Annotated in this window: 10 protein-coding genes; 5 read left to right on the top strand and 5 right to left on the bottom strand. The window is 48.5% G+C overall.

Annotated features, from left to right (window positions below):
- Positions 1-371: 371 nt before the first annotated feature.
- Positions 372-2048 carry a thiosulfohydrolase SoxB gene (gene soxB / locus MEALZ_RS16615; RefSeq protein WP_014149815.1) on the bottom strand — a complete coding sequence of 559 codons (1677 nt, stop codon included), beginning with the start codon at positions 2046-2048 and terminating at the stop codon, positions 372-374.
- Between the two features lie 432 nt (positions 2049-2480).
- Here soxB and lnt point away from each other — a divergent pair, with 432 nt between their 5' ends.
- Positions 2481-4022: an apolipoprotein N-acyltransferase gene (gene lnt / locus MEALZ_RS16620; protein WP_046061648.1), complete on the top strand. Its 1542-nt coding sequence runs from the start codon at positions 2481-2483 to the stop codon at positions 4020-4022.
- Between the two features lie 232 nt (positions 4023-4254).
- Entirely contained in the window at positions 4255-5526 is a 1272-nt protein-coding gene (locus MEALZ_RS16625) for an HD-GYP domain-containing protein (protein ID WP_014149817.1), read from the top strand.
- A 929-nt stretch (positions 5527-6455) separates the two neighbouring features.
- Here MEALZ_RS16625 and MEALZ_RS16630 read toward each other — a convergent pair.
- A complete protein-coding gene (locus MEALZ_RS16630; RefSeq protein ID WP_014149818.1) occupies positions 6456-7235 on the bottom strand; it encodes a ParA family protein in 780 nt (259 codons plus the stop codon).
- 60 nt (positions 7236-7295) lie between these two features.
- Positions 7296-7781, bottom strand: coding sequence for a zinc ribbon-containing protein (locus tag MEALZ_RS16635; RefSeq protein WP_014149819.1), 486 nt, complete (start codon positions 7779-7781; stop codon positions 7296-7298).
- Positions 7782-7863: 82 nt separating this feature from the next.
- On the opposite strand from MEALZ_RS16635, the gene leuS reads away from it, so the two are divergent.
- From leuS to holA, 3 genes are read left to right on the top strand one after another with little or no spacing between them, the layout of a single operon-like run.
- Positions 7864-10314, top strand: coding sequence for a leucine--tRNA ligase (gene leuS, locus MEALZ_RS16640; RefSeq protein ID WP_014149820.1), 2451 nt, complete (start codon positions 7864-7866; stop codon positions 10312-10314).
- A 13-nt stretch (positions 10315-10327) separates the two neighbouring features.
- Entirely contained in the window at positions 10328-10819 is a 492-nt protein-coding gene (locus MEALZ_RS16645) for an LPS-assembly lipoprotein LptE (protein WP_014149821.1), read from the top strand.
- Positions 10820-10822: 3 nt separating this feature from the next.
- Positions 10823-11848 (top strand): DNA polymerase III subunit delta, encoded by a 1026-nt coding sequence (holA, locus tag MEALZ_RS16650; protein WP_014149822.1) that lies wholly within the window; start codon positions 10823-10825, stop codon positions 11846-11848.
- On the opposite strand, the gene MEALZ_RS16655 is transcribed toward holA, so the two are convergent.
- Together MEALZ_RS16655 and MEALZ_RS16660 are read right to left on the bottom strand one after the other, a co-directional pair.
- A complete protein-coding gene (locus MEALZ_RS16655; RefSeq protein WP_014149823.1) occupies positions 11829-12500 on the bottom strand; it encodes a sensor histidine kinase in 672 nt (223 codons plus the stop codon). The two genes, holA and MEALZ_RS16655, sit on opposite strands and share 20 nt — an antisense overlap.
- Entirely contained in the window at positions 12500-14146 is a 1647-nt protein-coding gene (locus MEALZ_RS16660) for a tetratricopeptide repeat-containing response regulator (RefSeq protein WP_014149824.1), read from the bottom strand. Before MEALZ_RS16660 ends, MEALZ_RS16655 begins: the two co-directional genes overlap by 1 nt.
- Between the last annotated feature and the right edge of the window lie 80 nt (positions 14147-14226).

The following is a 14226-nucleotide window of genomic DNA, read 5'->3' on the forward strand; positions in this document are numbered from 1 at the left end:
AATGCTCCTGCATTTTCTGCATTCATTACATCCATGTAACTCAGCAATTGCCGAGGAGCAAAAATCTGCCCTGCTGCCGACATCCTAGCTAGCCACACCCCATACCTTCATAAAGTTAACCATTTTTGAGTATAAAGGGAGTAAAAGCCCATGCCTAATAGGCCCATTGAAGACTAGAACACCTCAAAGAATAACAAAGGCCACACCTAACTCGAGGTACTAAGCGAAAGCACTATATAGCTGTCCATGGCTCGCATCGATTGCAATTGGCTCCAGTTCGAATCGCGCGGCGGGTCTCGGAAAGCAAGAGCCACGAAAAAAGAAAATCCCCCCCTTTCATCTTTCATCTTTCACCTTTCACCTTTCACCTTTCACCTTTCACCTTTCACCAAATACTCGACAACAACCTCCCAAACCGGCTTTCCCGAAGACGGCTCGCCGACACCGGCCCAACCGGCAACTTTGTAAGTTTTATCGGCATCAAGCGACTTTCCGTCCGGAATTCTAAGCCCGGAGATACGACGGCCGATTTCCGCGTTCGGATCGCAATTGAAACGAAGGCCGCCGACGCGCACCATGTCGCCGCCTTGACGATAATACGGATCTTTGTTGAATAGATTATCCGCAACATCTTCGAGAGTCGCTTTGATTTCTCGTCCTAATAGGGAGCGCATATAAGTTTCTGGATAAGTGATCGCCGTATGATTCATCACGTCCTCCAGCGTAATTGTTTGCCCCGGCAGTAACGTATTGCCCCAGCGGAACCCCGGCGACATGGCGATCTCGGCACCACTAACTTCAAGCAAGGCATCGAGAATTAATTGATCGAAGGTACCGTGAAAACGGTCGCGCCGATACAAGAGTCGGTCGGCGGTCGCTAATGGATGAGTCAATTGATCGACATAAGGTTTTCTAACGGTTTCAATCAATTGTTGCATCTTAGGATCGGGCGGTAATAGATTCGAGAATACCGGCAATAAACGATAATTCAAGCCTTTCAGTCGACCTTTACCAACCTCCAAATCCAACACCGCCAAAAACTTGCCATGGCTGCCGGCATTGCTCACCCAAGTCTTGCCGCCCGAATTATCGATCAAGATTGGTTTGGGCAAGGCATCGTGCGTATGCCCGCCTAAAATAATATCCAGCCCACTGACTCTCGACGCCAATTTCAAATCGACATCGAGGCCGTTATGAGACAGCAGTACGATGACATCGGCAGCTTTATCGGTTTTGATCCGGTCGATAACTCCTTGCAAATTGTATTCTTGAATGCCGAACTGCCAATCCGGGATGAAGCGTCTGGGGTTGGCTATCGGCGTGTATGGAAACGCCTGTCCGATGACGGCAATTCGCGCGTGTTGCAAGGTTTTAATGACATAGGGTTTGAACACAGTCGGGTTATCGTCATCACTGTCGAATCGGGACGCATCGGTCAACGCAATATTTTGCGCGGCGAACTCGCCGTTAAACTGTTTGAGATTTTCCAATACACGCTTACTGCCGTAAGTAAATTCCCAGTGTCCGGTCATTACGTCGACGCCCAAGAGATTACAGGCCGCCACCATATCTAGCCCTTGCGTCCACAATGCCGTAGCCGAACCTTGCCAACTGTCGCCGCCGTCGAGCAATAAGGTGTTGCCTGGACCGCTTTCTCCCCGAAGCCGCTCGATCAATGTCGCCAAGTGCGCGAAACCGCCCATTTTTCCGTAAATTTCGGCCAATTCGGTAAAGTGTAAATGCGTGAAGGCATGTGCTTCAGGGCTGCCGGATTTTAGCCGGTAATAATCGAGCAATGCCTGCCCGCTTAAAGGAACCGCGCGCCCATGACTTTCGCCGGCGGTGAGAATATTCGAAGGCTCCCGATAATAAACAGGAAGCAATTGCGCATGGCAATCGGTAAAATGCAGCAATCTGACATTGCCGAAGGACTGTGCCGAATATAGGCCTTCGATGTCGAAATCGTCGAATCGCCTTTGTGTCGAACAATTCGAGGATAACAGCGTTATCGTAAGCGCTTGTAAAAACTCACGGCGACTTAAATTCATCGTTTGGATTTTCTCCGATGGATGGACATACGACAAATACGTTTTATATTCAATAGTTAGTGTGAAAGCTCGTAAATTTGGACTCTTTATCTGATTTTTCGATATACAAAGCTCAGCAATGAAAATGCCGATTCCGAAGAGGGTGCGGTTGCTCGACCGTCAGGCGTCGGCGGCAGGGCAGATTTTTGCTCCTGCAAAATCCGCATTCACGCCACCCATGGCAATCAGACTCCGCCGTCGAGCCTACAAGGACGTATTGACCCAGCACCTAAATTCCATAGTCCATTGGCTATGGTTAACTATCTTGAAAAATTTAGGTGCTGGGTTCACGGCGCCCTGTCGGGCGAGTGACCGCACCCTCCGACACGCTTCGCACTTTCATTTGCCGGGGCGATGGATAGGCCTTCATGAACGTTATTGTAAAGAATGAACATGCCGGAAACCGTTTTCAATCACAATTTAAGCGCTTTTTTCAAAGGGTTTTACGGCGACTTACTCGCGCCGGCCGCCGGTATTGCAATGGCGCTGGCTTTCGCCCCTTTCGATCATGCCTATCTGGCCTTCGTCGCCTTGGCTTTTATATTTGCGTCTTGGGAGGTATTAACTCCCGCCCGTGCCGCCTTCCGGGGATTCTTGTTTGGCTTGGGCTTATTCGGCTTCGGCGTTTCATGGGTATTCGTCAGCGTTCGAGTCTATGGCGGAGCCGATTTGTTGAGTTCCGTATTGATCACGCTGTTATTTGTATCGGTCTGGTCCCTCTTCCCAGCACTGACCGGATACTTGACGAGCGCGATCGTTCGTCGCTCAGACCACGCTATCAATAGCTTGATTCCGTCCGGCATCTGGATTTTAGTGGAATATATCCGAGGCAATTGGTTTCTTAACGGCTTTCCGTGGCTGCAAATTGCCTACTCGCAACTCGCTACCCCTTTTTCGGGCTATATTCCTATCATCGGTGTGTACGGCACCGGTTTTTTGATGGCTCTGAGCGCTGGCCTCGCGCTGCAATGCCATCACGGTAAGCGGCACATCGTGACGAATCTAATTCTGATTGCCGTGCTTTTCGCGAGCGGTGCCCTATGCAAAAACATCGCATGGACTCATTCAATCGGAGAGAGCATTCGCGTCAGCTTATTGCAAGGCAATATTCCGCAGGAACAAAAATGGGCGCCGGAAAACCGCGATGCAACGTTACGGAAATACCGCGACTTAACAGAAAAACACTGGGACTCGGACATTATCGTCTGGCCGGAAACATCGATTCCGGCTTATTATTCCGAAGTCGAAGAAAGTTTTATCGAACCGCTAGAGCGCGAAGCCGTCGAACATAACAGCGACATCATCGTCAGCCTGCCTATGAAAGGCGATCAACCGCACATAAAATACAACTCGATATTAGTGCTCGGTATACAGCGGAGCTTTTATCATAAAAACCATTTACTGCCTTTCGGCGAATATTTGCCCTTGCAACCCTTGTCTGGAAAAATTCTCGATTTCTTAAACATGCGTCTCGGACACTTCACACCGGGAGGAGATAATCAAACGTTGCCAATCGCGGCAGGATATCCGTTTGCGGCTTCGATCTGCTATGAAGACGCCATTAGCAGCGAAGCACGGACGAAATTGCCGGATGCCGCTTTTTTAGTGAACGTTACCAACGACGCCTGGTTCGGACAATCGATAGAGCCTTTTCAACACTTGCAAATCGCAAGAATGCGCGCGCTCGAAACGGGCCGTTATCTATTGAGGGCCACTAATACCGGCGTAACAGCCATTGTTTCACCAATGGGCGGCATCGTTAAACAAGCAATACCTTTCGAAACGGCGGCGATCAGCGGCATAATAGAGCCAATGGGCGGGCTGACGCCTTATGCCAAAACCGGAGATACCCCGGCGATCTCGATACTCATTGCTCTGTTATATCTATCGGAGATCAAAATTCGACACCGGGGTGCCCGTCAAAGGACGCCGTGAATACGTCCATGTAGGCTCTATGCCAGCTCCATGCTGGCAAAGCCTTTGCGAGCGCCATGGATGGCGTGAATGTCGATTTTGCAGGAGCAAAAATCGACCTAGCACCCCGGTGCCTCCTTAGGCACTGCCGAAATTTGAAGTGCGAAAGGTATAATAGCAAGCATGTCGATTCAAATAAAATACAACCGCCGCACTCAAAATCGCCAGCGGGATCAATACGAAAGAGGAAGCTATGATGACTGACTGGAGCCGCAACGAATTCGCCTCGTCAATCGACTTATTTAAGATAGATGTCAAGGACTTGCGCGTCGGCATGTATGTCTCGAAACTCGATCGCCCTTGGCTGGAAACGAATTTTTTGTTTCAAGGCTTCGAGCTGAAAAACGAAAACGACATCGAAGCCGTCCAGCAACAATGCGAATATGTCTATATCGATGTCACGAAGCAATCGAAAGCCCCGCAAATCTATGCCAAAAGCACCGCCTACTCCAAAGACTTTCTGGAAAAACACACGCCGCCCGAAAAACGCTCGACATTCGCGAAGGAAATCAAGAATGCCGAATATGTTCATCATAAAACGAGCAATTTAGTCAAAAGCTTCATGGAGGAAGTTCGCCTCGGCAAGACCATCAATGTCGAACTCGCTAAAAAAGCCGTTGCCGAATGCGTCGAAAGCATTATCAATGCTCCCGATGCATTAATGTGGATGACGCAACTGAAAAAACGCGACGAATATACCGCTCAGCACAGCATGAATGTTTGTATTTACTCAATCGCGTTAGGCAGACATATCAATCTACCGATAGCCGAATTGCACCATGTCGGTTTATGCGGAATGATGCACGACATGGGCAAAATGAAAATACCGCTGGAAATTTTAAATAAACCCGGAAAATTTACGCCCGAGGAACTGAAAATCATGCAAAGTCATACGACGCTGGGCTGGAAATTATTGATGGCCTCGCCCGGCATGTATGGCGGCGCCATCGACGTTGCTCACACGCATCATGAAAAGCTGGACGGGACTGGCTATCCGCGACAATTAAAAGCCGAACACATCACGCCTTATGCGCGCATCGTCGCCATTGCCGATATGTACGACGCGATTACTAGCGATAGAATTTATCAAAACGGCCGCGCGCATCTCGAAGCCATCAGTTTATTAACCAAAAATTCCGGTTCGCATCTCGACTCCTCGCTGACGATTAAATTCATCGAATGCCTGGGTATTTACCCGCCTGGAAGTATTGTCGAATTGAACACCGGAGAGGTCGGGATTGTCGTCGAGGTAAACCCGAAAGCCAAGATCCGCCCGAAAATCATCTTGTTATTGGATGAAAATAAACAACCTCGTCCGGAACGTTTGATCGATTTATCGAAGTTGGATCTGGATGCCAGCGGGCATGGCTATACTATTCGAAAAATCGAACGCCCTGACACCTATAATGTCGATGTGATCCAATATTACCAAAAGGGGATACTGAATGCGGCAATCGCCGCTTGATCTTGATTAAGCCTCTCCGATAGAAGACGACGAAAGTATGATAGTCGTTAATGTAGGATGGGTAGAGCGGAGCGAAACCCATCATCCTAAAAAGAGCAGTTGAGAGCCTCAAACTACCGTTCGCCCTGAGCCCGTCGAAGGGTCAACGGTAGTTTGAGGCTTCACCACGACGGTGAAAGTGTTGTAGACCCTTCATGCTTCGACTTTACTCAGCACGAACGGTCTACAACACATGCCAACTGCTCTTTTCAGGATCATGGAACGTCAAGAGAATCATTGCAATAAATCGCGGGGTTAGCGAATGGCTGCGTTATCACTACCATGTACCTGCGCTCAAACAAAGCGATGGGTTTCCGCTTCGCTGCTACCCATCCTACGGCTGTACACACGAATCCCTACCGTTTTTATAGACTTTATTTAAACCCAGAAAAAGCACAGCAATTCTCAGTTTGAGCAGTTTCGCCGATTTTAGGGTGTGGGGTTGCCTGTCGAGGAACGCCGTAAACCCATCCATGGGGGCTTGGCGGCAGCTCAAACGCCAAGGATGGCGTGTATTAGGGCAATGCAGGGCAGAAAAATGCTCCTGCATTTTCTGCATTCATTACATCCATGTAACTCAGCAATTGCCGAGGAGCAAAAATCTGCCCTGCTGCCGACATCCTCGCCAAGCATACCCCCACATCCTTTTTGATCTCCAAATTGGGAATTGCTGTATTTACGGCGTCCTTTGACGGGCACCACCTCGAGGCCGAATGTTCATCTACGATGAAGTTTACCTATGCAAACCCTTTTTGCCCTTCTATAAAGGTGATTCAATATTTTAGGACAGCTGCTGAAGACTTCATGCAATTCATGGTTAAACTGCAGCATTTAGTATAATGGCCTTCCAATACGATAGCGCGGTAGCTATTTATCGCGGAATCCAAAGATCAAACTTTGCCGGTAATTTCGATATGTAGCGCCCGAAACTCATCGGTCAGTTTATGATAAGGGGCATAATAAACCAAAGGCTTGGATTCGCTGTGCGATTCCCTAATTTTTACCGACGGAGAAATTTTAGCATCAAGCACCGGGTGACCTTCCGTAATCAGATCCTCGACCAATTGCCTTGGCAGATTGGCTTGTTTTTGGTATTGATTGACGACGATGCCTTCGATTTCCAACCCTGGGTTATGATCGACCTTGACTTCCGCCAATGCTTGCATCAACGTATACAAAGCCTCGCGGGAAAATGCATCGCAGTCGAAGGGTATCAAGCACTTATGCGCCGCAATCAATGCCGATTGACTATAAAAATTCAAAATCGGCGGAGTATCCATATAAACCGCATCGAATCCCTCCAGCTTTTCCAGGGCTTCTTTCAATTTGAAAATCTTGTATCGGGATTCCAGCCTGGCTTGTAAAGGCTCAAGTTCAGGATGAGAAGGAATCACAAAAAGATTCGGAAAAGGCGTTTCATGAATCACGTCCTCAAGACCCGGATTATTACTGCCGAACAAACCGAGACCTAAACAATCCTTGAAAAACTTGGCAATGGTTTGATCCGAATTAGCGACTTTTCCACCCAGTAGATACTGAGTCGCATTGCCTTGCATATCCAAATCCACGACTAGCGTTTTTTTGCCTTCGACCGCACTGATTGCCGCCAAATTGCAAGAAATGGTGGACTTGCCGACTCCGCCTTTCTGGTTGAAAATGACCCTGCGCATGCTATGCTCCATAAAATCAAATAGTTAGTAACCTGCATTATAAGGTTTGACAGGATAATATCAACACCGAACGAAAGTATCGGCTCCGCAGTCCGGACATTTTGGAATCTCGCTGGTCGTTTTAAACGAAATTTCCTTATTGCATTGATCGCAAACAAACGTGCCGGGGCTGGAAACTTCTCCGCTATGATACGTATTGACTTCGGCAATCGCCCTGAATTTGGCTAATTCGACGCTAGTTTTATCGGCCAAACTCATAAATTCCTCCAGCGCGAAATTTTCGAGTAAATCGATATCGAATTTCAGCCATTCGGACAAATCGTCCTCATCCTTGCTTTCATTACGAGAATGCGCCGCATGCACGACATCGCGCTTGACGTAGTCGGATACTTTATTAATTTCTTCCTGCGTCAAACCGCCGAATTCGCTGGTCTTTTCCTTGGCTTGTTCGAGCGCATGAGCCAAAGAATGTATACCGTCGTCCATCACCTCATAAAGGTGTTCCATCAAATTGTTATAGGCTTTGATTAATTTATTGTCACTCATACGATGAACTCCTTAAAATGAGGCTTTAGATTTAAACAAGTGTACTGTATTCTAATATATTTGACCGGAAAAGATGAGAAGGATGGAAGAAAGTTACAAGCCGTTAGAAATCGAGCAAGCGATTCAACAATCCTGGGAAGACACCAACGCCTTCGCGGCCCTTGAAGATTCGAATCGCGAAAAATATTACTGCCTATCGATGTTCCCCTATCCCAGCGGCAAACTGCACATGGGTCATGTTCGGAATTATACGATAGGCGATGTGATCAGTCGATTTCAGCGCATGCAAGGCAAGAACGTCCTACAACCGATGGGCTGGGATGCTTTCGGTTTACCGGCCGAAAATGCCGCGATGCAGCACGGCGTTCACCCGGCCGACTGGACCTACGAAAACATCGAATACATGCGCGACCAGTTGAAACGTCTCGGTTTCGGTTACGACTGGGACCGAGAAGTGGCGACTTGCGATCCCGATTATTACCGCTGGGAGCAATGGTTCTTTCTGAAACTCTTCGAAAAAGGCCTGGTTTATAAAAAAACCGCACCGGTCAATTGGTGCCCGAACGACTTGACCGTGCTCGCCAACGAACAAGTTATCGACGGCGGCTGCTGGCGCTGCGACACACCGGTCGAACGCAAAGAAATTTCACAGTGGTTCCTAAAAATCACCGCCTATGCCGATGAGTTGCTGCAAGCCTTAGATGCCCTGGACGGCTGGCCGGAACAGGTCAGAACGATGCAAGCCAACTGGATCGGTCGTTCCGAAGGTGTCGAAATGGATTTTGCGGTCCCCGGCGAAAACGAAGCGCTCAGAATTTACACGACCCGCCCCGATACGTTAATGGGTGTAACTTACTTGGCCGTTGCCGCCGAACATCCCTTGGCTCTGAAAGCCGCCGAAAACAATGCCGAAATCGCGCACTTTGTTGAGGAATGCAAAGTCATGGAAACTTCGGAAGCGGCAATGGAAACGATGGAAAAGAAAGGCATCGACTCCGGCATCAAGGCCGTGCATCCGATCAGCGGCGAACAAGTGCCGGTATGGATCGCTAATTTTGTGTTGATGGGTTACGGAACCGGCGCAGTCATGGCGGTGCCGGCGCACGATCAACGCGATTTCGAATTCGCGCATAAATACGGCATTGCGATCAAGCAGGTCATTCATTCGCTCGACGATTCCGACGACAGCTGCGCCGAACAAGCCTTTACCGACAAAGGGATACTGCGCAATTCGGGCGAATTCGACGACTTGACCTCCGAGCAAGCCTTTATCGCGATCGCCGAAAAACTCGAAAAAGAAAACCGCGGCACGCGCAAGACCAATTTCAGACTACGCGACTGGGGCGTTTCGAGACAACGCTATTGGGGCGCGCCGGTTCCGATTATCTATTGCGACGACTGCGGCACGGTACCGGTGCCGGAAGATCAATTACCGGTCACATTACCGCGCGACGTCGTGCTCGACGGTTCTCAATCGCCGTTGGTCGCGCACCCGACCTTTTCGCATGTCGACTGCCCGAAATGCGGCAAACCGGCACGGCGCGAAACCGACACCTTCGACACCTTCATGGAATCGTCATGGTATTTCGCGCGTTTTGCGAGTCCCAAAGCGGACTCAATGGTCGACGAAGCCGCGAAATACTGGCTACCGGTCGATCAATACATCGGCGGCATCGAACACGCGATACTGCATCTCCTATACGCCCGTTTTTTCACTAAATTGATGCGCGACGAAGGTTTGCCGGCCCCTGACGAGCCGTTTAAAAACCTGCTAACGCAAGGCATGGTGCTGAAAGACGGCAGCAAGATGTCGAAATCGAAAGGTAACACGGTCGACCCGCAGGCCCTGATCGACCAATACGGCGCCGACACGGTGCGCTTGTTCATCATGTTTGCATCGCCGCCCGAACAATCGCTCGAATGGTCCGACAGCGGCGTCGAAGGCGCGTTCCGTTTTCTGCGCCGGCTTTGGAAACAAACCCATCAGCATGTTCAAAACGATCTACCGACGCCTGAACTCGACCGCAATGCATTGACCGACGATGAAAAAAACCTTCGCCGGCAACTGCATCAAACCATCGAAAAAGTCACCGACGACTTGGGCAGGCGGCATACCTTCAATACCGCGATCGCGGCGAACATGGAACTTTTAAACGCCATTGCCAAATTTACCGCCGACTCGAACAACGCCAAGGCTATACGGCAAGAAGCGCTCAGCGCGATCGTACTGATGCTGTCGCCTATCGTTCCGCATATCTGTCAGCGGCTTTGGGAACATTTGGGGCAACGCGGAGGTCTTCTAGATACCGAATGGCCCAAAGCCGACCCTAGCGCCCTGCAACTCGACACGCTCGACATTGTCGTTCAGGTCAATGGCAAGCTGCGCAGCAAAATTTCAGTGGCGGCCGGCGCTTCGAAGGAGCAAATTGAAGCCATTGCGCTCGGCGACGATAACGTCAAGCGCTTTATAGAAGACAAACCGGTCAAAAAAGTCATTGTCGTACCGAATAAATTAGTCAATATAGTTGTATGAACCGAGGTCGCGCATGAGATTGAAAGTAGCCCTGCTGATTTTATTGACATTGGCATTAAGCGCCTGCGGATACCGACTACAAGGAACTGTCGACCTCCCCGACAATATCAACAAGGTTTATCTGCAGGGAGCCTCCGGCAGTCTACGCGACCACTTTACCCGAACATTGAGATCATCTCCCGTGCGCATCGTCGAGTCGGCCGGTCAAGCCGAATTGGTGATCAATACGCTGAATGAAAAACTGGATAGGCGCGTATTATCATTAAGCTCCATCGGCAAAGCAAACGAGTTCGAATTAAATTACAAATTGGAATACGAACTTTTGGATAATCAAGGCGCCGTTCTAGCCCGTAACCAGTCGGTCGAAATTATCCGGGAATATTACAACGACCAGGAAGCGGTCATTGCTCAAGCCAACGAGGAAAAAGTGATTATTAACGAAATGTACAAACAAGCTGTACGATCAATTCTCGACCTCGCACGAACCCAACTTCACAAATATTAAACCTTGCGTTTAAAAGCGGAACAACTCGAAGCGACGCTGAATAAAAATTTGGCGCCGGTCTATTTGATTGCAAGCGACGAACCGTTGCAGCTGGGCGAAGCCGCCGATGCCGTCCGGCGCGCCGCCAAAAAAGCCGGATTCGATAATCGCGAAGTATTGACCGTCGACGCTCATTTTGAATGGGCTTCGCTAGGCGAATCCGCCGATTCATTCAGTATATTTGCCGATAAAAAAATTATCGATTTACGGCTACCCTCCGGAAAACCCGGCGCGGAAGGCTCAAAAGCATTGACCGAATATTGCGCACGCCTGCCCGAAGACACATTACTGCTCATCACGTCCGGCAAGCTCGACAGCGCTTCGTTAAAATCCAAATGGGCTCAAGCCGTGGATAAGGCCGGCATCATCATCCAAATATGGCCTCCTTCGGGACAAGACCTCATTAACTGGCTGCAAAATAGAATGGCGAATAAAGGATTATCCGGCGATCGAGAGGGCTTGCGCTTATTAGCCGGCCGGGTTGAAGGCAATTTACTGGCTGCCGCACAAGAAATCGAAAAGCTTTTTGTGCTGTACGGCCCAAAACAACTTAGCCGGCACGATATCGAATCGGCCGTCGCGGATAGTTCACGTTACGATGTTTTTAATCTTTGTGATGTGATGTTGGCAGGAAAAACCGGACGCATACTAAAAATGCTGCAAGGTTTAAAGTCGGAAGGTACTGCGGAACCCCTTGTGTTGTGGGCATTAACCCGGGATATCCGTTTGCTGATCTCAGTCAAAACCGCCCCATATCAAGGCTTTTCTAAAGATCAGGCACTCCGCAACGCTCATGTATGGGAAAATCGAAAAGGACTGGTTCTCGGCGCCGAACAACGCCTTAAACTAACGCAATTGAATAAAGCCCTGCTGATGAGCGCAGAAGCGGACCGGCGCATCAAAGGGTCTTCTAAAGGCAGCGCTTGGGATACGCTGACGCAAATCTGCCTACTGATCGGAGGCGCAGAAGTTATGGCAGAAACAATCTAAACCGAGCACCCTCAAAACGACTATTGTTATCGATTCGCACGATACCGCTTTTCGTCCCCTTGCGATGCAACTCGGCAATCGTTTCCGCAAAAAACAATCCAAGACCGGTATTACCTGGCCCGTTCGCAACCGGATGCGACAAATCCGCAATTAATTCAGCAGGATATCCCTCGCCGTCATCCTCGACCTGGAAACAAACCGAGTCACCGGATTGATAAACCGACAACACAATCGTTTTGCGGCAATAGCGCTGGGCGTTATTAATGATCGATATCAGTACGGTATTAATTAATCCGCTATCGCAATAACAATACAGGTCGTCGGCACATTCGACGATCAAGCCTATGCCGCCCAAAGCCAGCACGCCCCTCTGTTGAGCCACCACATCGTCGAGAATATCTTTGACTTGATACTCATCGATTACCGGACAAAACAGCGACGAATCGATTTTGTACAGTATCAATAATTGCATCAGACTGCTATTCATGCGACTTGCTTCAAACTCCAACTGCCGAAATTGAGGAGTCTCTGCAACACCGTCAAGCTTAGCTAATTGAGCAATTAATTCGCGGGCAGTCGACAACGAGTTTTTGATGTCATGAATCGATGCTGCCAAAATCGTCGAAAAATTATTGATAGGGGATATAGACATTAGACCTTGGATTCGTTCACGGCAGACATTTTTTCCAATTGCATCAACATATTCCCGATTTTATCCGGATTAACGCCATATTTAGCGGCTTTTTTGATCAAGTCCTGAGCCCTTGCAAATTTGTGTTGATTAAATCCCGACTTTTTCAAATCATAAATCAAAATCTTGATCATATTGATCATGATCGTTTTGTTTTCGGGCATAATCTCGGCCGCTTCTTCAAAAACCCGCATCGCTTCCAATAGCTTCCCTCGCTTAAACAAATCCACACCTTTATTATTGATTTCGATCAATGCCTGCTTAATCGGCGCAATCAATGCATCCGCATGATGCTCGCTACCGATACTACCCAACATAGTCTTGACGTTGCCGATAAAATGTTCGTCATCGATATTATTCTTGATCAATTGATCCAGTATCGCATTCGCCGATTCATCGTTTCCTTTTAGATAATGCGCCTTAACGACATCCACGCGCAAGTCATTCGGAATTTTATCGCCCAACTTTTCGCACAACTCCTGTGCGGTCCGATAAGCCTGCTCCGACATTTCTTCATCGCCGATTTGCTGATAGACCTCGGTCTCCAATGCTGCCGCTCGAAGTTCGGCTTCCGGATCATTGACATACTGTTTGCGCATATCTTTCAGCGTATTCAGCGCGGCAGCACTATTATTGGTCTTCGAATAAACTTTGGCCAACCCGGAAAAATCCCCGGAAGACTTGTGAACGGAATTTCTGCCTAAATTGACCGCCGACCGATACGCCTTTTCGGCGATATCCAAATGCCCGGTTTTATCGGCTAAAGCCGCTAGTTTCTTATGCCGCAAAATAGCCTGCGGGGAAATCTTGGTCGCCTTGTCTAACGCGGCTTGGGCAGTTAAATAATCGCCGCTTGCTTCATGAGCCTTGGCCAACCAGTCATAAGCTTCCAACATCATCGGCTGACTGTCGATTAAGTTTTGAAAAACTTCAACGGCCGATTCATAGTCGCCTTGCAAATAAGCGATAACGCCCAAGCCCAGACGCGCCCAATTTAATTCTCGCGTGGCCAACACTTCGCGGTAAATACTTTCCGCTTTTTTAAAATCGCCGGTATTAACAGCCAATTCGGCACGAATTTTCTGCAAATGCAAATGCATTTTCCGATTGTTTTCTTGGAGCTTACTATCGCAATAGTGAATCGCCAGACTATAATTATCGGCCTCGATTGCCTGTTCTATATCGGCAAAGAACTCCTTTTTAGTTTGATTTCGTTCCAGTCGCATCAATAATTGTTGACCGTTAAAAGGCTTAGTCAAATACTCGTCAGGCTTACTCTCCATAGCCCCCAAGACCATACTTTGATTTTGTTCCGCCGTTACCATGATAAAGGTGGCGTTATAAGGTAACAATTTACGAAACCTGGCTTCTTCTAATACTTGCTGTCCGTTCTTTCCCTCGCCTAAATTGTAATCGCACAACACGACATCGAAACGCTCCCTTTTCATTGCGGCAATCGCATTTAGACCATTGGCAGCTTCGACGATATTTCGAACATCGAGCGTATACAACAATTCGCGTATCGCTTTACGCATATTAGCCAGATCTTCGACGATCAGAAATTTTTTGGACTTTAGATTCAGATTCATGAAAGCAATTTTAACCATAGTTTCTAAAGTGTCTAGCTCATGACTTGAAAAAAATCTAAACGCCCCCACATCGAATGCAAATTTCTTTTGAATCGATA

Origin of the sequence: Methylotuvimicrobium alcaliphilum 20Z (genome assembly GCF_000968535.2) — a bacterium.
GTDB classification, from domain to species: Bacteria; Pseudomonadota; Gammaproteobacteria; order Methylococcales; family Methylomonadaceae; genus Methylotuvimicrobium; species Methylotuvimicrobium alcaliphilum.